General features: G+C 72.2%; 16 protein-coding genes. 3 read left to right on the top strand and 13 right to left on the bottom strand.

Annotation, left to right across the window (positions count from 1 at the left end):
• Window positions 1-23: 23 nt before the first annotated feature.
• Window positions 24-1,118: an anhydro-N-acetylmuramic acid kinase gene (locus GWK15_RS10360; protein ID WP_209442155.1), complete on the bottom strand. Its 1,095-nt coding sequence runs from the start codon at window positions 1,116-1,118 to the stop codon at window positions 24-26.
• A gap of 67 nt (window positions 1,119-1,185) precedes the next feature.
• Here GWK15_RS10360 and tyrS point away from each other — a divergent pair, with 67 nt between their 5' ends.
• Entirely contained in the window at window positions 1,186-2,412 is a 1,227-nt protein-coding gene (gene tyrS / locus GWK15_RS10355; RefSeq protein ID WP_168041204.1) for a tyrosine--tRNA ligase, read from the top strand.
• A gap of 7 nt (window positions 2,413-2,419) precedes the next feature.
• Here the strand turns inward: tyrS and GWK15_RS10350 are convergent, their stop codons facing one another.
• The 10 genes from GWK15_RS10350 to folK all read right to left on the bottom strand — a co-directional run bounded on the left by GWK15_RS10350 (window position 2,420) and on the right by folK (window position 14,609).
• Window positions 2,420-5,125 (bottom strand): hypothetical protein, encoded by a 2,706-nt coding sequence (locus GWK15_RS10350; protein ID WP_168041203.1) that lies wholly within the window; start codon window positions 5,123-5,125, stop codon window positions 2,420-2,422.
• Between the two features lie 96 nt (window positions 5,126-5,221).
• Window positions 5,222-7,519, bottom strand: a complete 2,298-nt coding sequence (locus tag GWK15_RS10345; RefSeq protein WP_168041202.1) for a DNA topoisomerase IV subunit A — start codon at window positions 7,517-7,519, stop codon at window positions 5,222-5,224.
• Between the two features lie 32 nt (window positions 7,520-7,551).
• Window positions 7,552-8,295, bottom strand: a complete 744-nt coding sequence (recO, locus tag GWK15_RS10340; protein ID WP_168041201.1) for a DNA repair protein RecO — start codon at window positions 8,293-8,295, stop codon at window positions 7,552-7,554.
• The gene (gene era, locus GWK15_RS10335) at window positions 8,292-9,182 is read right to left on the bottom strand and encodes a GTPase Era (protein WP_168041200.1); all 891 of its coding nucleotides are present in this window, start codon (window positions 9,180-9,182) and stop codon (window positions 8,292-8,294) included. Before era ends, recO begins: the two co-directional genes overlap by 4 nt.
• Window positions 9,179-9,847: a ribonuclease III gene (rnc, locus tag GWK15_RS10330; RefSeq protein ID WP_168041199.1), complete on the bottom strand. Its 669-nt coding sequence runs from the start codon at window positions 9,845-9,847 to the stop codon at window positions 9,179-9,181. The genes era and rnc overlap by 4 nt, the downstream gene beginning before the upstream one ends.
• 142 nt (window positions 9,848-9,989) lie before the next feature.
• Entirely contained in the window at window positions 9,990-10,739 is a 750-nt protein-coding gene (gene lepB, locus GWK15_RS10325; protein WP_168041198.1) for a signal peptidase I, read from the bottom strand.
• Window positions 10,740-10,825: 86 nt separating this feature from the next.
• Window positions 10,826-11,233, bottom strand: coding sequence for a holo-ACP synthase (gene acpS, locus GWK15_RS10320; protein ID WP_168041197.1), 408 nt, complete (start codon window positions 11,231-11,233; stop codon window positions 10,826-10,828).
• Window positions 11,230-13,512 carry a RelA/SpoT family protein gene (locus GWK15_RS10315; RefSeq protein ID WP_168041196.1) on the bottom strand — a complete coding sequence of 761 codons (2,283 nt, stop codon included), beginning with the start codon at window positions 13,510-13,512 and terminating at the stop codon, window positions 11,230-11,232. Before GWK15_RS10315 ends, acpS begins: the two co-directional genes overlap by 4 nt.
• 10 nt (window positions 13,513-13,522) lie before the next feature.
• Window positions 13,523-13,915: a DNA-directed RNA polymerase subunit omega gene (gene rpoZ / locus GWK15_RS10310; RefSeq protein WP_168041195.1), complete on the bottom strand. Its 393-nt coding sequence runs from the start codon at window positions 13,913-13,915 to the stop codon at window positions 13,523-13,525.
• Window positions 13,916-14,090: 175 nt separating this feature from the next.
• Window positions 14,091-14,609 carry a 2-amino-4-hydroxy-6-hydroxymethyldihydropteridine diphosphokinase gene (gene folK / locus GWK15_RS10305; protein ID WP_168041194.1) on the bottom strand — a complete coding sequence of 173 codons (519 nt, stop codon included), beginning with the start codon at window positions 14,607-14,609 and terminating at the stop codon, window positions 14,091-14,093.
• A gap of 65 nt (window positions 14,610-14,674) precedes the next feature.
• Between folK and GWK15_RS10300 the strand changes: the two genes are divergently transcribed.
• Both GWK15_RS10300 and GWK15_RS10295 read left to right on the top strand, forming a co-directional pair.
• Window positions 14,675-15,310, top strand: a complete 636-nt coding sequence (locus GWK15_RS10300; protein ID WP_168041193.1) for a LabA-like NYN domain-containing protein — start codon at window positions 14,675-14,677, stop codon at window positions 15,308-15,310.
• Entirely contained in the window at window positions 15,307-15,939 is a 633-nt protein-coding gene (locus tag GWK15_RS10295) for a uracil-DNA glycosylase family protein (protein ID WP_168041192.1), read from the top strand. The genes GWK15_RS10300 and GWK15_RS10295 overlap by 4 nt, the downstream gene beginning before the upstream one ends.
• Before the next feature lie 62 nt (window positions 15,940-16,001).
• Here the strand turns inward: GWK15_RS10295 and GWK15_RS10290 are convergent, their stop codons facing one another.
• Both GWK15_RS10290 and GWK15_RS10285 read right to left on the bottom strand, forming a co-directional pair.
• Window positions 16,002-16,550, bottom strand: a complete 549-nt coding sequence (locus tag GWK15_RS10290) for a glutathione peroxidase (RefSeq protein ID WP_168041191.1) — start codon at window positions 16,548-16,550, stop codon at window positions 16,002-16,004.
• Window positions 16,543-17,211, bottom strand: a complete 669-nt coding sequence (locus tag GWK15_RS10285) for a sulfite oxidase-like oxidoreductase (RefSeq protein WP_168041190.1) — start codon at window positions 17,209-17,211, stop codon at window positions 16,543-16,545. Before GWK15_RS10285 ends, GWK15_RS10290 begins: the two co-directional genes overlap by 8 nt.
• Between the last annotated feature and the right edge of the window lie 10 nt (window positions 17,212-17,221).

Genomic DNA, 17,221 nt, shown 5'->3' with positions numbered 1-17,221 from the left:
TCCATGCGTTCGCGCGTCCCGCGCTACAGCAGCGACCCCACGATCCGCCCGCCCGTCAGCGGCCGCGGCGCGCCGGTCGTGCCGGGGAAGGTGATGGGCAGCCCGCGCGCCACCCGCGCGGCGAGCAGCCCGAAGGCCTGGGCCTCGAGCGCATCCCCGTCCCAGCCAGCGACCTCGACGGCCCGGACGGGTTCTTCGAGCGCGCCCTGCAAGGCCCGCATGATCGCGGGGTTGCGTCGCCCGCCGCCGGCGACCAGCCATTGCAGCGGCGGTTCGGGGAACAGCCGGGCGGCCGCCGCGACGCAGACCGCGCAGAAGGCACACAGCGTCGCCGCGCCGTCCGCGGCCGAGAGTTCCGCCGCCCCGGCTTCCTTCAGCGCCCGGTCGAAGTCCAGCCGGTCGAGCGATTTCGGCGGCGGCGCCGTCAGGTAGGGATGGGCCATCAGCCGCCCCAGGACCGCGCCATCGGCCTGCCCCGCGAGCGCGAGCTTGCCCGCAGCGTCGTAGTCCTTGCCGGTATGCTTGCGCGCCCAGTCGTCGAGCGGCCCGTTGGCCGGCCCGGTGTCGAAGGCGAGCATCTCGCCCTCCGGCCCCAGCCAGGTGACGTTGCCCACCCCGCCGAGGTTCAGGATCGCGAGCGGCTTGGGCAGTGGCGCGGCGAGCGCGCGGTGGAAGACCGGCACCAGCGGCGCCCCCTGCCCGCCGGCCGCCACGTCGGCGGACCGGAAATCGTAGGCGACCGTCATGCCCGTGCGCCGCGCGAGCGACGTCGCATCCCCCACCTGCCAGGTGAAGGGCTGGTAGTTCCGCCCCACGACCGGCGGCCGGTGCAGGATGGTCTGGCCGTGGAACCCGATCAGGTCGGCCTCGAGCCCCAGGGCTTCCACCGCCTCGGCGTGGCGGTCGGTCAGGCGCCGGACGGCGTCGATCAGTTCGGGATCGTTCTCGGCCAGCGTCTCGGCGCGGTCGAGCAGGCCGCGCAGCTGCCGCCGCAGCTTCGGGTCATAGGGCAGGGTCAGCCGCGGGCCGAGCCGGCCGATGACCTCCCCGTCCGTCTCCAGATAGGCGGCGTCCACCCCGTCCAGCGAGGTCCCGCTCATGAGCCCGATGGTTCTCAGCATGCCTTCGACGTGCTAGCCCCCCAGCCCTTCCGGCGAAAGCCCCCCGGAGACCCAGGACAGCACGATGAGCGGCCCCAAGAGCGACTTCCTGCGCATTGCCAAGGAACGCGGCTACATCCACCAGACCTCGGACGAGGCGGAACTGGATGCCGCGCTGCTGAAGGGGGGCCTCGTCGCCTATATCGGCTACGACTGCACGGCCGACAGCCTGCATGTCGGCCACCTGATGCCGACCATGCTGCTACGCCTGCTGCAGAAGACCGGCGGGCGGCCGATCGCGCTGATCGGCGGCGGCACGACCAAGGTCGGCGATCCCTCCGGCAAGGACGAGGCGCGGCAGCTGCTGACCGAGGAGGTCATCGAGGCCAACAAGGCCGGCATCCGCCGCACCTTCGACGCGCTGCTCGACTTCAACGGCGGCGCGATGATGCTCGACAATGCCGCCTGGCTCGACGAGCTGCGCTACATCCCGTTCCTGCGCGACGTCGGCCGGCATTTCTCCGTCAACCGCATGCTGACCATGGACAGCGTGAAGCTGCGGCTCGAGCGGGAGCATTCGCTCTCCTTCCTCGAGTTCAACTACATGCTGCTGCAATCCTACGACTTCCTGGAACTGCACCGCCGCCACGGCGCGGTGCTGCAGATGGGCGGGTCGGACCAGTGGGGCAACATCGTCATGGGAGCGGAGCTCATCCGCCGCATGGCGGGCGGGCACGCGCATGTGCTGACGACACCGCTGCTCACTACGGCCTCGGGTGCCAAGATGGGCAAGACCGCCGCCGGCGCGGTGTGGCTCAACCCCGACCGCCTGTCGCCCTACGACTACTGGCAGTTCTGGCGGAACACCGAGGATGCGGATGTCGGCCGCTTCCTCGCCCTCTTCACCGAATTGCCGATGGACGAGGTCCGCCGCCTGGGTGCGCTGCAGGGTGCCGAGGTGAACGACGCGAAGAAGGTGCTGGCGACCGAGGCGACCGCCCTGCTGCATGGCCGCGCCGCCGCCGAGGCCGCCGCCGAGACCGCGCGCCGCGCCTTCGAGGAAGGGGCGGCGGCCGACAGCCTGCCCTCCATCACCTCGGCCCTGCCCTCCCCCTTCGTGGACCTGGTGGTGCAGGCGGGGCTGGCCGCTTCGAAGGGCGAGGCGCGTCGGCTGATCGCGCAGAACGGCCTGCGCCTGAACGACGCGGTGGTGACCGACATCGCGCTGACCGTCACGCCGGCCGACCTGCAGGACGGCGCGGCGAAGCTGTCAGCCGGGCGCAAGCGGCACGTGCTGGTGCGGGCGGGCTGAGAGAGGCTCAGCGCCAGCCGGCGATCGTCGCCGTCGGCATCGCCTCGCTCGTCGAGGCCCGCAGGTCGGGGCTCGCATCCGCCGCGGCGCCTGACCGACGCTCGTCGTAGAAGCGCGCCAGCGGTTCCGCGCCATGGCGCAGCAGCTGGATGCCAGCCGAGATCTCGGTATCCGTCCGGCAGGCCGGCGTCGGGTGCGGTCGGTCCGTCAGCACGATGTCCTGCGACAGCAGCCGGATGGTCAGCACCCGCGTCGTGCAGCGCAGGCTGAGTTCGGCCACCACCTCGCGCATGTTCCAGGCGATGACGCGGTAGGAGACGAGCTCGCTCGACAGCGTCGCGCCCGAACCGGTGTCGGACAGCGCCAGGCGCGCGACCGATTCGACGCAGGTCGCCTGCTGGCGGGAGCACGAGATGTAGGACCGGTTCACCGGGTGCTCCGGCTGGCCGGCCAGCATGCTCCATGTCCCGCTGGCGATGACCTGGGTGTCGCCGGAGACGAGCATCATCTGCCCCGTCGTGACGCGCGGTTCCGCGAGCAGGCTGCGCGCGCGGCGCAGCCGTTCGGTCTGCTCGTAGGTCAGCGCGCCGGTCGGCTCGGCGCCGATCTGGCGCTGATAGGCGCGGACGGCGTCGCGGAAGGCCCGGTCCGACATCGGGCGCGGATCCGGGGTGCCATAGCCGAGGAGCCGCAGGTCGCGCTCGACATGCGTGCGGTGGGAACCGAGGGGTTCGGCCGGGACCGGCGGCGTGACGGCGGGGGTGTCGGGTGCGACCGAGGCCTCGGGCCGGCGGGGCGGCGGCCGGGTGCGCGCGGCGCGCGGGTCCGGCGTGGCGGCCTGGGGCGGCGTCAGGGCGGCGTGGAAGGACGGTGCCGGTGGGTTCGCCGGCCCGGGGTCGGGGGCTGCCGGGACGGTGCGGGGCAGCACGGGCGTGGGAGCGGCCGCCACCGACGGAATCGCCGGAACGGGGTCGGGAGCCGCCGGGACGGTGCGGGGCGCCACGGCTGCAGGGGCGGCCATCGCCGGCGGGATCGCGGGCGCGGGGCTGGGGGTCGCCGGGACGGCACGGGGCACCGCGGGCGCAGGAGCAGCCGCCACCGGCGGGATCGCGGGTGCGGGGTCGGGGGCTGCCGGGACGGCCCGGGGCGTCGCGGGCGCAGGAGCGGCCACCATCGGCGGGTTTGCCGGCGCCGGGTCGGGTGGGGCCACAGGGACGCTCTGGGGCGCGGCAGCAGGCGCTACCGGCCGGCCTTCCGGCGCAATCCCCGCAGCGGGCGCTGGCGGCGGCACGATGGCGGTCGCCATGGACTGGCCCAAAGGCGCGAGGCCGAGCGCCGAGGGCGCAACGCCTTCGGGCGCGGAGGCGGGCGCGGGCGGCGCGGCCGCCTGGCGCGGTGGCTCCGGCGCGGGCGCGGTCGGTGGCGATGCAGCCTGTGGCTGCAGCATGCCCGGCGCCGGTGGCGGTTCGGCGCGGCGCGGCGCCTCGATGGCACCCATCACGAAGGGCAGCGATGGGACGGGCGGCGCGGCCTCGGCCAGGGCGGGGGCAGCCGCGCTCGGGGCGGGCGGCGGGGCCGGCGCCTCGGCCGTCGCGGTGGGGGCCCGGCGCCCGCGCTGACGCCGGTTGGGTGCGGGCGGTCCATAGGGTTCGAGCGCGGCGGCCGCGACCGGCCCAGGCAGTCCCGGCGCGACGTGGGCCGCGGGCGGCGGTTCCGCAGGCTCCGCGACTGGGCCGGGTGTCGCGATCGGCGGCTGGGCCGGCCCGGCGGTCGCGGGACGCTGGCTGCGCGACGGTGCCGCCGCGGCAGGGGCCGGGGCCGCCTCCGGCTGCGGCGCGGCGGCGACGGCGGCCGGCGACGGAGCGTCGCTTGCCGGCGCGGCGGCCGGCGCTGGCGCGACGGCAGGCCGAGACGGCGCCGGCTCGGCCGTCGCGGGGCGCCGCCCCCTCGGGCTGCGCGATGGCGTCGCCGCGGCCGGGCCCGGGGCGGCCTCCACCTGCGGGGCTGCGGCGAGCGCGGCCGGGGCAGGCGCGTCGTGCGCCGGCGCATCGGCGGGGGCCGGCGTCGCGGCCGGCGGGGGTGCCGCGAGGACCGGCTCGGCCCGGCGGCCCCGCGTGCTGCGCGACGGCGCCGCAGCGGCCGCCTCGGGCGGCGGGCCGGCGGCATGCGGGGCCGGAGGGTCGCCCGCCGGGGCCGCGGCGCGCTCGGCCACCGCGGGCGCCTCGGCCGGCGCCGGGGTCGGGCGTGGTGCCGCCTCGGCCTGCGCTGCCCCGGGCGGGCCGTCCACCAGGTCGATCACCACGCGGTTGCCCAGCCGGAAGTGCCGCAGGCGTGCGCCCGGCGCCGTCTCCAGCACCACCGCCCCGCCATCCTCGCGTACCGAGACCAGGTTCCGGATGCCGCCGCGCGCCGCGGCGCCGAGGCGGAATTCCGCCGGCTCCTCGAACTGCAGGACGATGCGCTGGCCGTCCTGCTCCACGCGGTAGCCGATCGGCGCCGGGCAATCGAAGACGAGGCGCCCGTGATTCTCATGCGAGCCGACCCGCAGCCCGATCACCGGGGCATCCGCGCCCGCCGGTGTCGCGATCGCCAGCGCCAGGACGACAATCGAAGCCCCCACCCACCGGCGCCACCGCGCGCGCGCGGCGCTTCGCGGGCTGTCGCCCACGTCGCGCATCTCGGCGATGGAGTCGCGATCAGGGTGGTCGTTCACCGCTCGGTCCGGGGGTGGCTGCCAGGGTGACGAACCTAGCATCCCGGATCGGGCGGTGCCGTTTCCAGGGAATTCTTATCCCCCGACTCCGCCCCCTCAGTCGAAACGATTCGACCGCGGAAAGCCGTTGGGCGGCGCCTTGCCGGCGCCCGCCCGGTTGCCGAGCCAGGGCCGCAGGTCGGCCTCGGTCCGCGTCCGTCCGCCGAGGGTCCAGGACAGGCCCTCGGACCGCGCGAAGACGCGCACATCCGACAGGCCGCCATCGCGATAGGCCTGCAGCTGCACGCCACGGCCACGCACCATCTCGGGCACCTGCTCGAGCGGGAAGACCAGCAGCTTCCGGTTGTCGCCGATCACCGCGACGCTGTCGCCCTCGACAAGGACGCAGGCGGCGGCCTCCACCGGCGGATCGACGTTGAGCACCTGCTTGCCGGTGCGCTTCTCCGCCAGCAGGTCCTCGCCCTTCACGACGAAGCCCTTCCCGTCCGAGGCGGCGACCAGGAAGCGCTTGCCGTCCTCGTGGACGAACATATGCACCACCGCGTCCTCGTTCGTCATGTCGATCATCAGGCGCACCGGCTGACCGTCGCCGCGACCGCGCGGGATGGCCTCGGCCTTCAGCGTGTAGGCCTTGCCGTTGGTCGCGAAGATCACGATGCGGTCGGTGGTCTGCGCGTGCATCGCCGCGAGCAGGCTGTCGCCTTCCTTGAAGCGGATCTCGCCGTCGAGCGGGATGTGCCCCTTCTGTGCGCGGATCCAGCCCTTCTCGGACAGGATCACGGTGATCGGCTCCTTCTCGACGAAGGCGGTCTCGTCCACCAGCACGGCGGGCAGGACGCGGCCGGTCTCGGTGCGCCGCTTGCCGAGCGCGCCGTCGCCGAACTTCGCGCGCGTCGCGGCGATCTCCTCGGCGATCGCGGTCCAGCGCTTCGTCTCGGAGCCCATCAGCCCCTGCAGCTTCTTCTGTTCCGCGCTGAGCTTCTTGTGCTCCTTGCGGATCTCCATCTCCTCGAGCTTGCGGAGCGACCGCAGGCGCATGTTGAGGATCGATTCCGCCTGCAGCTCGGTCAGCGAGAAGGCCGCCATCAGCACCGGCTTCGGCTCGTCCTCAGTGCGGATGATGCGGATCACCTCGTCGAGGTTGAGATAGGCGATCAGGTAGCCGTCGAGGATCTCGAGCCGCCGCGCGATGGCCGCCAGGCGATGCTCGGTCCGCCGCACCAGCACGACGTGGCGATGGTCCAGCCACGACCAGAGCACCTCCGGCAGGCCCATCACGCGCGGGGTACGCTCCGCATCCAGCACGTTCATGTTGAGCGGGAAGCGGGATTCCAGGGAGGTCGCGCGGAACAGCGTCTCCATCAGCACGGCGGGTTCCACCGTGCGCGACTTCGGCTCCAGCACCAGGCGCACCACGTCGGTGCTCTCGTCGCGGACGTCGCCGAGCAGCGGGAGCTTCTTCTCCTCCAGCAACTGGGCGATCTGCTCGATCAGCTTCGCCTTCTGAACCTGGTAGGGGATCTCGGTGACGACGATCTGCCAGGTGCCGTTCTTGAGCGCCTCGCGTTCCCACTTCGCGCGCACGCGGAAGCCGCCGCGGCCCGTGAGGTAGGCGTCGCGGATGGAGTCCTTCGATTCCACCAGCACGCCGCCGGTCGGGAAATCCGGGCCGGACAGCACGTCCAGCATCAGCGGCAGGCTGGCCTCGAAGAAGGCGGCGCGCGCGTCGGCAGCCCCCGCGTTCAGCGCCTCGCGCGTCAGCTTGCGCCGGTGGAATTCCTCGAGCTGCGCCAGCGCGGCGTCGCAGAGCTCGCCGGCGTTGTGCGGCGGGATGGAGGTCGCCATGCCCACCGCGATGCCCGCCGCACCATTCGCCAGCAGGTTCGGGAAGGCGGCGGGCAGGACGACCGGCTCGCGTTCCTCGCCGTCATAGGTGGCGCGGAAGTCGACGGCGTTCTCCTCGATGCCGTCGAGCATCGCCTGCGCGACCTCGGTCAGGCGAGCCTCGGTGTAGCGCATGGCCGCGGCGTTATCGCCGTCGATGTTGCCGAAGTTCCCCTGGCCCTCGACCAGCGGGTAGCGCGCGGCGAAATCCTGCGCCTGGCGCACCAGCGCCTCGTAGATGCTGCTGTCGCCATGCGGGTGATACTTGCCCATCACGTCGCCGACGATGCGGGCGCATTTCTTGAACCCGGCCTCGGGGTCGAGCCGCAGCTGGTGCATCGCCCAGAGCAGGCGGCGATGGACCGGCTTCAGCCCGTCCCGCACATCCGGCAGCGACCGCGCGGTGATGGTGGACAGGGCATAGGCGAGGTAGCGCTCGGACAAAGCATCGGCGAGCCGCGTCTCGCGGGTCGCGCCGCCTTCGGGCAGGTCCTTGATGTCGTCGGGCATGGGATTCGCGCTTCGTTCTCTTGGGCGCCGGATTACACGGATGCGGCCAGCGCCGCCACCCGGTCCGCCAGCCGGTGCCGCGCCTCGGGCACCCGGCGGTGGCGGGCGCCGAAGGCATCGCGTTCCAGGAAATGGCCGGTCAGGCGCAGCCCGGCATCCCAGGCCGCCGCATCGCCAGGGTCGTCACCTGCCGTCAGGAACCCCGGCAGCGGCAGCAGGCGGTCGAGATAGGCCTCCGCCGCCGCCCCGCAGACCGCCCGGCCGGTGCGGGGGGAGACATGGGTCAGCCCCTCCGTTGCCCCGGTCAATGCGCAGGCGGACAGGTCGAGGCCGTAGCCCAATTCTGTCAGGACCAGGGCCTCCCAGCGGACATAGTCGGCCATGATGCCCTCGGCCCCGCCGGCGAGGTGGCCGATCAACGACACCAGCGCCCGGAAGGCCCGCGGATGCGGCTCGCGTTCCGGCAGCGCATCGGCGGCAATGGCGCAGGCCGAGGAGAGCAGCGCCAGCGCCAGCGGGTCCTCCATGGCGAGCGCGGCCGCCGGGTGGACCATCTCGCCCGCCAGGGCGCCGAGCTGATCCGGCAGACGGGCAAACCAGCGCGCCTCGATCAGGTTGCCCGGCAGCCACAGCCCGGCCTGGGCGCGCGAGGCTCCGCCCTTGGCGAGGCCCGCATGTCGTCCGTGCTCCTCCGTCAGCAGGGTGACGACGGCGCCGCCTTCGCCATGGGGTCGCACCTCCAGCACCACGGCCGGGGCGGCCCACTCGACGCTCATCCCGCGTCGTCCAGCCCGATCGCCCGGATCCGCGCCCGTTCCTCGTCCCAGCCTTCCCGTTCCTTCACGTTGAGGAACAGGTGGACGGGGCGCTCCAGCAGCTTGGTCAGCTCGATCCGCGCGCTCTGGCCGATGGCACGGATGCGGCTGCCCTTCTCCCCGATCAGGATCGCCTTCTGCGTCTTGCGGGAGACGTAGATGGTGCAGTCGACCCGCACCGAGCCGTCCTCGTTCTCCGTCCACTGCTCGGTCTCGACCGAGGCGTGGTGCGGCACTTCCTGGTGCGTCTGGCGGAGGATCTGCTCGCGGACGATCTCGGCCGCCAGCATGCGGTTCGGCAGGTCGGTGAGCTCGTCCTCGGGGAACAGGTAGGGGCCGGGCGGCATCGCCGCGGCCAGCTTGTCCTGCAGGCGATCGAGGCCGTCGCCCTTCTCCGCCGAGATCATGAAGGTCTCGGCGAAGGCGAGGATGGCGTTGAGCTCGGCGGTCAGCGGTAGCAGCCGCTCCCGCGGGATCAGGTCGGTCTTGTTGAGCGCGAGCCAGACCGGGCCGCGCGCCTTCGCCAGCCCCTCGGCGATCTTGCGCACGGCGTCGGTCAGCCCCGCGCGGGCATCGACCACCAGCAGCGACAGGTCGGCGTCCTGCGCCCCGCCCCACGCGGCCGCGACCATGGCGCGGTCGAGCCGCCGGCGCGGGGCGAAGATGCCTGGCGTGTCGACCAGGATGATCTGCGCGCCTTCGTGCATCACCACGGCGCGGATGCGGAAGCGCGTGGTCTGCGGCTTGGGCGAGACGATCGTCACCTTCGTCCCGGCCAGGCGGTTCACGAGGGTCGACTTGCCCGCATTGGGCGCGCCGACGATGGCGACGAGGCCGCAGCGCGTCATGGCGTCACTCCGACAAGCCAGGCTTCCGCGGCCGCGAGTTCCGCCGCGCGCTTGGTCTCCCCGGCCCCCTCAGCCTCCCGCCCCTCGGCCGCGACGGCGACGACGAACAGCGGCGCATGGGACGGCCCCGAAGCCGAGACGACCCGATAGGCCGGCAGGCCGAGCCCGCGCCCCAGCGTGTATTCCTGCAGCCGGTTCTTGGCCGAGACCGGCGGCTTGGTCGCGGCGTCGAGCATCACGGACCAGTGCCGGCGGATCACGCCGCGCGCGGCCTCGAGCCCCCCGTCGCGATAGACGGCGCCGAGCAGCGCCTCCACCGCATCGGCCATGACAGTCTGGCGCGCGCGCAGGCCGGCGCGCTCCTCGCCGGGCGGGATGCGGATGGCCTCGGCCAGGCCGATGGACTCACCGACCCGGGCCAGCGTCTCCCAGGCGACCAGGGCCGAGAGGCGGCGCGTGAGGTTGCCCTCGCGCTCCTCCGGATAGCGCTCGATCAGCCATTCGGCGATGAGCAGGCCGAGCACGCGGTCGCCCAGGAATTCGAGCCTTTCATTGGAATCGAGCTGCCCGCCGCGCGCATCCGCCGCGCTGCGATGGGTCAGGGCATGCGACAGCAGCGCCGGGTCGGCGAAGCGGTGGCCAAGGCGTTCCTCGATGGGGGTCATCGCCCTTCCCTACCGCATCCAGGCGGCACGAAGCCACGCTTGGGACCGGGAGCGCACAGCGCGACCACATCGACGCCCGGCGCTCCGGCCCGCCAGCCAAGCCCGCGGATGCGAGCGCCGGCGCCTGAGGCCGGACCCGGACTCAACGAACGGCCGAGAACAGGCGGCTCCAGCGGATCGCGAAGGGCCAGCCCCAGACCTCCCACCAGGCGGCCGAGCCGTCGACCGAGAAGAAGATGAACTCGGCGCGGCCGACCAGGTTCTCGATCGGAATGAAGCCCACCGCGTCCTGCGCCCGACTGTCGAGGCTGTTGTCGCGGTTGTCGCCCATGGCGAAGACATGGCCCTCGGGCACGCGGAACTCGATGGTGTTGTCGAAGGGGCCGTCGTCCGACTGCTCGATGATGCGGTGCGTGACGCCGGGCTGGCCGTCGGATCCGGGGAGCATCTCGCGATACAGGCGCACCGTCATGCGCACGCCGTCATCGGCGGTGTAGGGCCCGAGCAGCTCGCGCCGCACCGGCTGGCCGTTGATGTGCAGGATGCCGCCGCGGACCTGGATGCGGTCGCCGGGCAGGCCGATGATGCGCTTGATGTAGTCCTGGCTCGGGTCGCGCGGCAGCTTGAACACGGCGACGTCGCCGCGCTGCGGCAGGCTGCCGAAGATGCGCCCGCTGAACAGGTTCGGGCTGAACGGCATCGAATGGCGCGAATAGCCGTAGGAGAACTTCGAGACGAAGAGGTAGTCGCCCACCAGCAGCGTCGGGATCATGGAGCCGGAGGGAATGTTGAACGGCTCGAAGGCGATGGTGCGGATGCCGATGGCGATCAGCGCCGCGTAGACAATCGTCTTGATGCTTTCCAGCCAGCCGCCGGACTTCTTCTTCGCCATGGTGGGTACCGGACGGCCTGGTCAGGGGGTTCCGCGCCGGCCGGATGGCGCGGGCGCGGCAGGGAAACCAGCGGGCGCGGCCGCTGTCAAGGAAGCGGCACGGCGGTGATCACCACCATGGCCTGGGCGTAAGGAAACTCGTCCGTCATGGTCAGCGCGATCTCGGCCCGGTGGCCGGCCGGCGTGATCGCCGCGAGCCGTTCGGCCGCGCCCCCCGTCAGCCGCAGCGTCGGCTGGCCCGAGGGCAGGTTCACCACGCCGAGGTCGCGCCAGAACACCCCGGCGCGGAAGCCGGTGCCGAGCGCCTTGGACGCCGCCTCCTTCGCCGCGAAGCGCTTGGCGTAGGTGGCCACGCGGATGCGCTCGGTGCGGCGTTCGGCCTTGGCGCGCTCCACCGGGGTGAAGATGCGCTCGATGAATCTTTCGCCATGTCGCTCGATGGTCTTCTCGAGGCGGCGGATGTCGAGCACGTCCGAGCCGATGCCGATGATCACCCCTTGGCCCTTTCCACCTGGGTGACGCCGGGACAGGCGCGCAGCGCGGCGAGGATCGCCGCGAGATGCCCGGTGTCGCGCACCTCGACGTCGACCAGCACCTCGCACCAATCCCCGGCGCGGTTGACGATGCGCAGGCTGTTCACCGCGCCGTCCTGCCGCGCGATCGCGGTCGTCAGGCCCGCCAGCGCGCCGGCGTTGTTCTCGGCCGTGAGCTCGATGCGCCCGACATGCCCGCCCTTGGCGTCGCTGTCGTATTCCCAGTCCACGTCGATGAAGCGCTCGGGCGTCGCGGAAAAGGCCTCGAGCCCGTGGCAGTCATGCTTGTGGATGGTCACGCCGCGGCCGGTGGTGACGATGCCGACGATGCGGTCCCCGGGCAGCGGGTGGCAGCAGCCGGCGAAATGCACCGCCATGCCGGCGACGAGGCCGGTGACGCCCATCGCCGTCTCGCGCCGCAGGGCCGCGTTGCGGTCCGCCTTGCCCGCCGTCAGCGTCGGCCCGGCGCCGAGGCGCCCGCGGGGGCGGGCCAGCGGCATCTGATCCACGCTGCGCGCCGGGGTGCGGAGTTCGGGCACCGCCGCATGCAGCACGTCGCGCGCGGAGATGTGGCCGGAGGCGACGGCGACGCAGAGCGTCTCGAAGTCCGGCTGCTTCAGCGCCTTGACCGCCGGGTCGACGATCTTCTCCGAGAAGTCGAGGCCCGCCGCGCGGAAGATCTTGGCCATCGCCGCGCGGCCTTCCTCGCGCTGCTCGGCGCGCTGGCGGGCGTGGACGAAGCGGCGGATGCGCGCGCGCGCCTTGCCGGTGACGACGAAGCGTTCCCAGGCCGGGTTCGGCGTGCCGCCGCGGGCGGTGATGATCTCGACCTGGTCGCCGTTCTCGAGCGTGTGGCGCAGCGGGACGATCTTGCCGTTGACCTTGGCGCCGACCGTGTTGTCGCCGACCTGGCTGTGCACCTGGTAGGCGAAGTCGACCGGCGTCGCCCCGCGCGGCAATTCGATCAGGTCGCCCTTGGGCGTGAAGCAGAAGACCTGGTCGCGATGGAGCTCGAGCTTGGTGTGATCGAGGAAATCCTGCGGGTCGGCGGCCGATTCCAGGATCTCGAGCAGATCGCGCACCCAGGGGTAGCGCTTGCGGTTGGGCGCCGTGCCGGGTGCGCCCTGCTTGTAGATCCAGTGCGCGGCGACGCCGAATTCGGCGACCTCGTGCATCTCGGCGGTGCGGATCTGGATCTCGATCTTGGCGTTGCGCCGCTCGGGCACGGTCACGCCGGTGTGCAGCGACTGGTAGCCGTTGGTCTTGGGGGTGGAGATCCAGTCCTTGAAGCGGCCCGGCACCACGCGATAGGCGGAATGGATGGCGCCGAGTGCCGCGTAGCAGTCGTGCTTGTCCTTCACGATGACGCGGAAGGCCATGATGTCGGACAGCTGCTCGAACGCCACGTTCTTGCGCTGCATCTTGAGCCAGATGGAATAGGGCGACTTCTCGCGCCCCTGCACCTCGACCACCTCGACGTCGGCGTCGCGCAGCACGCGGCGGACGTCCTGCTCGATCTCCTCGATCAGGTCGGCACCCTGGCCGCGCAGGTAGGTCAGGCGCGCGGCGATGGTCTGCCAGGCATCCGCGTTCATCTCGCGGAAGGACAGCGTCTCGATCTCGGTCTTGAGCGCGTCCATGCCGATGCGCTCGGCGAGCGGGGCATAGATCTCGAGCGTCTCGCGCGCGGTCTTGCGGCGCTTGTCCGGGCTCGCCTTGCCGCCCAGGGTGCGCATGTTGTGCAGACGGTCGGCGAGCTTGACGATGAGGACGCGGATGTCCTCGCTCATCGCCAGGACCAGCTTGCGGAAGTTCTCGGCCTGCTTGGTGCGCTCGGACTGCAGCTCGAGGCGCGTCAGCTTGGTCACGCCATCGACCAAACGCGCCACTTCCTTGCCGAAGCGCTTCTCGAGCTCGGCGAGCGTGACGCCGGTGTCCTCCACCGTGTCGTGCAGCAGGGCGGTCGCGATGGTCGCGGCGTCGAGCCGGTAGCCCGCGAGGATGCCGGCGACGGCGAGCGGATGGACGATGTAGGGCTGCCCGTCCTCGCGCTTCTGCGGCGCGTGGGCTTCCTCGGCGAGGCGGTAGGCGGCCTCGATCAGCTTCGCGTCGGCGCGGGGATCGTAGGCGAGGACCTGGCGCGCGAGCTCGGCGCCAGGGTTCTCGGTCGTGTCGGTGCGCAGCCCCTCGGGGGCCAGCGCGGGGCCGGTTCGTCGGGTGCCGCCGGCGCCCTGGCCCATCCGGGCGGCCTTAGCGCTTGCCGCCCAGCTCGGCGGCGATCGCCGCCTCGATGTCGTCGGCCGACATGTCCTCGGACGCGGCCTCCGGGAGGGCTTCCTCCTGGACTTCCATGATGCCGAAGATGTTCTCGTCGGTGGCGATGATGTCCATCACCTCCTCCTCGGCGGGCTCGGGCTCCGGCGCACGGCTGAGGGACTTGATCAGGTCGGCCTCGAGGGAGGGCAGCTCGACCTTCTCCTCGGCGATCTCGCGCAGCGCGACGACGGGGTTCTTGTCGTTGTCGCGGTCGACCTCGATCGCCTCGCCGCGGCTGATGTTGCGCGCCCGCTGGGCGGCGAGCAGCACGAGCTCGAAGCGGTTGGGGATCTTCTCGATGCAGTCTTCGACAGTGACGCGCGCCATGGAGGCTCCAAATACGTTCGGGGCGCGCGGATGGGGGATCCGGGCGCCCGGCATGTCCGGTAACCTCTCCAAATAGACAGCGGCACGCTGCGGTGCAAGACGAGACAGGCCAGCCTATGGCCTGTCGCCGCCGGGACGACGGATGACGGCCGCGAAACAGGGCGTCCTGGCCGGATCAGGCCCCCTTCCCGCCCAGCCGCCGGATGGCCTGGTCGGCCACCCCGGGCAGCAGGGCGGCGACCGGCCGGCCCAGGACAGGGTGGACCCAGTCCGGCGCCAGCTCCGCCAGGGGGCGCAACACGAAGGCGCGCAGATGGGCGCGCGGGTGGGGCAGGATGGGCGCGACCGCCTCCCGGACCCGGCCGCCGAGGTCGATCAGGTCCAGATCCAGGACCCGCGGCGCATTGGGATAGGGCCGGGCGCGGCCCGCCTCCTCCTCGATGGCGTGCAGGGCGGCGAGCAGGGTCTCGGGGGTCGTTTCGCCCTCGAGCAGCGCCGCGCCGTTCACATAGGCGGGCGAGCGCGGATCGGGCGGGATCGGCGCCGATTCCCACCAGGAGGAGACGGCGACCAGCCGCATCCCCGGAATGGTCGCAAGCCGCCCGGCGGCCCAGCGGCAGGTCTCGATCGCCGGCGTGCCGTCGGCACGCGGCAGGTTGGCCCCGATGGCGACGATCGCGCGTTCAACGGCCATGACAGGCCCCGCGGATGCGTGTAGCGGACGCCGCGGACGGGCTTTGCGACGGAACGGACGGATTCATGCGGCGATCGGGCGGTGCGGAACGGGTCGGGGTCTTCGTGGACGGGGCGAACCTGTATCACACGACGCGCGCGCTGGGGTTCGAGGTCGACTTCGCCGCGATGCTCGAGTTCTTCGGGCGGTCGACCTACCTGGTGCGCGCCTTCTACTACACGGCGCTGCTCGAGACGGAGGACTACTCCCCCCTGCGGCCGCTGACCGACTGGCTCGCCTACAATGGCTGGCAGGTGGTGACGAAGCCGGCCAAGCAGCAATCCGACCCGACCGGGCGCGTGCGCCTGAAGGGCAACATGGATGTCGAACTCGCGGTGGACATGCTGGAACTCGCCCCGCAACTCGACCATGCCGTGCTGTTTTCCGGCGACGGGGATTTCCGCCGGCTGGTGGAAGCCGTGCAGCGCATGGGCGTGCGGGTCACGGTCGTGTCCACCGTGCGGTCCCAGCCGCCGATGATCGCCGACGAGCTGCGGCGGCAGGCGGATGCCTTCATCGACCTGGCGGAGATCGCGCCGGACCTGACCCGGCGGCAGACGGAGCCGCGGACGCGCGCCCCGGCCCAGCCCGCCGCGCCGCGCCCGGGCCGGGCGACGCCCGCCGATCCCTATGGCGACGCGGCGCCGGAGCCCGAGGCGTGAGCGAGGCGCCGGGGCAGGACTGCCCGCTCTGCCCTCGCCTGGTCGCCTATCGGCAGGCGAACCGCGCCGCGAACCCCGCCTGGCACAACGGGCCGGTGCCGTCCTGGGGGCCACGGGACGCGCCGCTGCTCGTGCTCGGCCTTGCACCGGGCGTGCGCGGGGCGAACCGGACGGGGCGGCCCTTCACGGGGGATTATGCGGGGCGGCTGCTCTACGGGACGCTGCTGAAGTTCGGGCAGGCCAGCGGGCAGTTCCTGGAATCGCCGGATGACGGGATGGAACTGACGGGCTGCCGCATCGCGAACGCAGTGCGCTGCGTGCCGCCGGAGAACCTGCCGACGCCGGCCGAGATCCGCACCTGCAATGGCTTCCTGAAGGCGGAACTCGCAGCGATGCCGCGGCTGCGGGCGGTGCTGGCACTTGGCGTGGTGGCGCACAACGCGCTGCTGCGGGCGAAGGGCATTCCGGCGAGCCGCTTCGCCTTCGGTCACGGCGCGATCCATGAGCTGCCCGATGGCCTGCTGCTGGCGGATTCCTACCATGTCAGCCGCTACAACACCTCGACGCGCCGCCTGACGCCCGAGATGTTCGATAATGCCGTTTCGGCGCTGTTGGAGCGCCTCAAGTAACGGGTTCCGAGGGCCTTTCGGCCCTCGGCAGGGGAGCGCGAGGGGGCAGAGCCCCCTCGCCTTCAGGCGCCGGGTGCAGCGAGCGCCGTATCGATCGCCCGCGTCAGTTCGATGCTGTCCGGCGTCACCCGGGTGGCGAAGCCGCGCACGCTGCGCCCGTCGCGCGCCACCAGGTACTTGTGGAAGTTCCACCGCGGCTCCCCGCCGCCCCTGGCCGCCGCCCAGCGGAAGAAGGGATGCGCCTGCGCCCCGCGCACATGGGAGATCGCGGCCATCGGGAAGTCGATGCCGAACTGCGCGTCGCAGAAGGCCTTAACCTCCTGGTTCGATCCCGCTTCCTGGTTGAAGTCGTTGGACGGCACGCCGAGCACGACGAGGCCGCGCGCCTGGGAGCGTTCGTGCAGCCGCTGCAGTGCCGCGTATTGCGGCGTATAGCCGCAGAAGGACGCGGTGTTCACCACCAGCAGCACGCGCCCGCGCCAGGCCGCGAGATCGAGTTCGCCGCCCTCCAGGGAGGGGAAGCGGAAGGACCAGGCGTCGGGCTCGGCCGCCGATGCGGCCGCGGTCACGAATGGCACCGCCAGCAGGGAACGGCGCAGCACATCAGCCATAGCGCTCCTCCATCCAGGGATCGCCGCGGTTGTGGTAGCCGCGGACCTCCCAGAAGCCGGGCCGGTCGGCGGCGAGGAGTTCCACCCGCGTGATCCATTTCGGGCTCTTCCAGAAATAGAGCTTCGGCAGGACGAGGCGCACCGGACCGCCATGCTGGCGCGTCAGCGGCTGGCCTTCCCAGGCATGGGCGAACATGACGTCGGCGCCGGCGAAGTCCTCGAGGCTGAGGTTCGTCGTGTAGCCGTCGTAGCAGGTGAGCGAGACGAAGCGCGCCTCGGGCTTCGGCCGGGCGAGGGCCAGGATGTCGGCGACCTTCACCCCCTCGAAGCGGTTGTAGTAGCGGGACCACTGGGTCACGCAGTGGATGTCGACGACCATCTCCGACTGCGGCAGGGCCATGAAACCGTCCCAGTCGTAGGCGAGGCGGTTCTCCACCAGCCCTTCCACCCGCAGGCGGAACTTCGCCTTGGACACGTCCGGCTGCACCCCGAGGTCGAGCACCGGCCAGTCCTTCACCAGGGTCTGGCCGGGCGGCAGGCGGTCGCGTTCAGGGTCCGCCGTGGTGCCGGTGAGGAGGCGGCCTTCCTCGGCCCAGCGCTCCTTGGTGCGGATCAGCTTGTCCTTGACCTGGCCGGTCAGGGGGACGTCGTCGTCGGGCATCGGAGGCTCC

This window comes from Neoroseomonas oryzicola (assembly GCF_012163135.1).
Classification (GTDB): domain Bacteria; phylum Pseudomonadota; class Alphaproteobacteria; order Acetobacterales; family Acetobacteraceae; genus Neoroseomonas; species Neoroseomonas oryzicola.
The sequence above is the reverse complement of the archived record's forward strand: the minus strand, read 5'-3'. Positions and strand labels throughout refer to the sequence as shown.

Excerpts from the sequence above, each read along its gene's own strand:
- tyrS (WP_168041204.1), top strand. The coding sequence starts at position 1,186 with ATGAGCGGCCCCAAGAGCGACTTCCTGCGCATTGCCAAGGAACGCGGC.
- GWK15_RS10345 (WP_168041202.1), bottom strand. The coding sequence starts at position 7,519 with ATGCCCGACGACATCAAGGACCTGCCCGAAGGCGGCGCGACCCGCGAG.
- recO (WP_168041201.1), bottom strand. The coding sequence starts at position 8,295 with ATGAGCGTCGAGTGGGCCGCCCCGGCCGTGGTGCTGGAGGTGCGACCC.
- era (WP_168041200.1), bottom strand. The coding sequence starts at position 9,182 with ATGACGCGCTGCGGCCTCGTCGCCATCGTCGGCGCGCCCAATGCGGGC.
- rnc (WP_168041199.1), bottom strand. The coding sequence starts at position 9,847 with ATGACCCCCATCGAGGAACGCCTTGGCCACCGCTTCGCCGACCCGGCG.
- lepB (WP_168041198.1), bottom strand. The coding sequence starts at position 10,739 with ATGGCGAAGAAGAAGTCCGGCGGCTGGCTGGAAAGCATCAAGACGATT.
- GWK15_RS10315 (WP_168041196.1), bottom strand. The coding sequence starts at position 13,512 with ATGGGCCAGGGCGCCGGCGGCACCCGACGAACCGGCCCCGCGCTGGCC.
- rpoZ (WP_168041195.1), bottom strand. The coding sequence starts at position 13,915 with ATGGCGCGCGTCACTGTCGAAGACTGCATCGAGAAGATCCCCAACCGC.
- folK (WP_168041194.1), bottom strand. The coding sequence starts at position 14,609 with ATGGCCGTTGAACGCGCGATCGTCGCCATCGGGGCCAACCTGCCGCGT.
- GWK15_RS10300 (WP_168041193.1), top strand. The coding sequence starts at position 14,675 with ATGCGGCGATCGGGCGGTGCGGAACGGGTCGGGGTCTTCGTGGACGGG.
- GWK15_RS10290 (WP_168041191.1), bottom strand. The coding sequence starts at position 16,550 with ATGGCTGATGTGCTGCGCCGTTCCCTGCTGGCGGTGCCATTCGTGACC.
- GWK15_RS10285 (WP_168041190.1), bottom strand. The coding sequence starts at position 17,211 with ATGCCCGACGACGACGTCCCCCTGACCGGCCAGGTCAAGGACAAGCTG.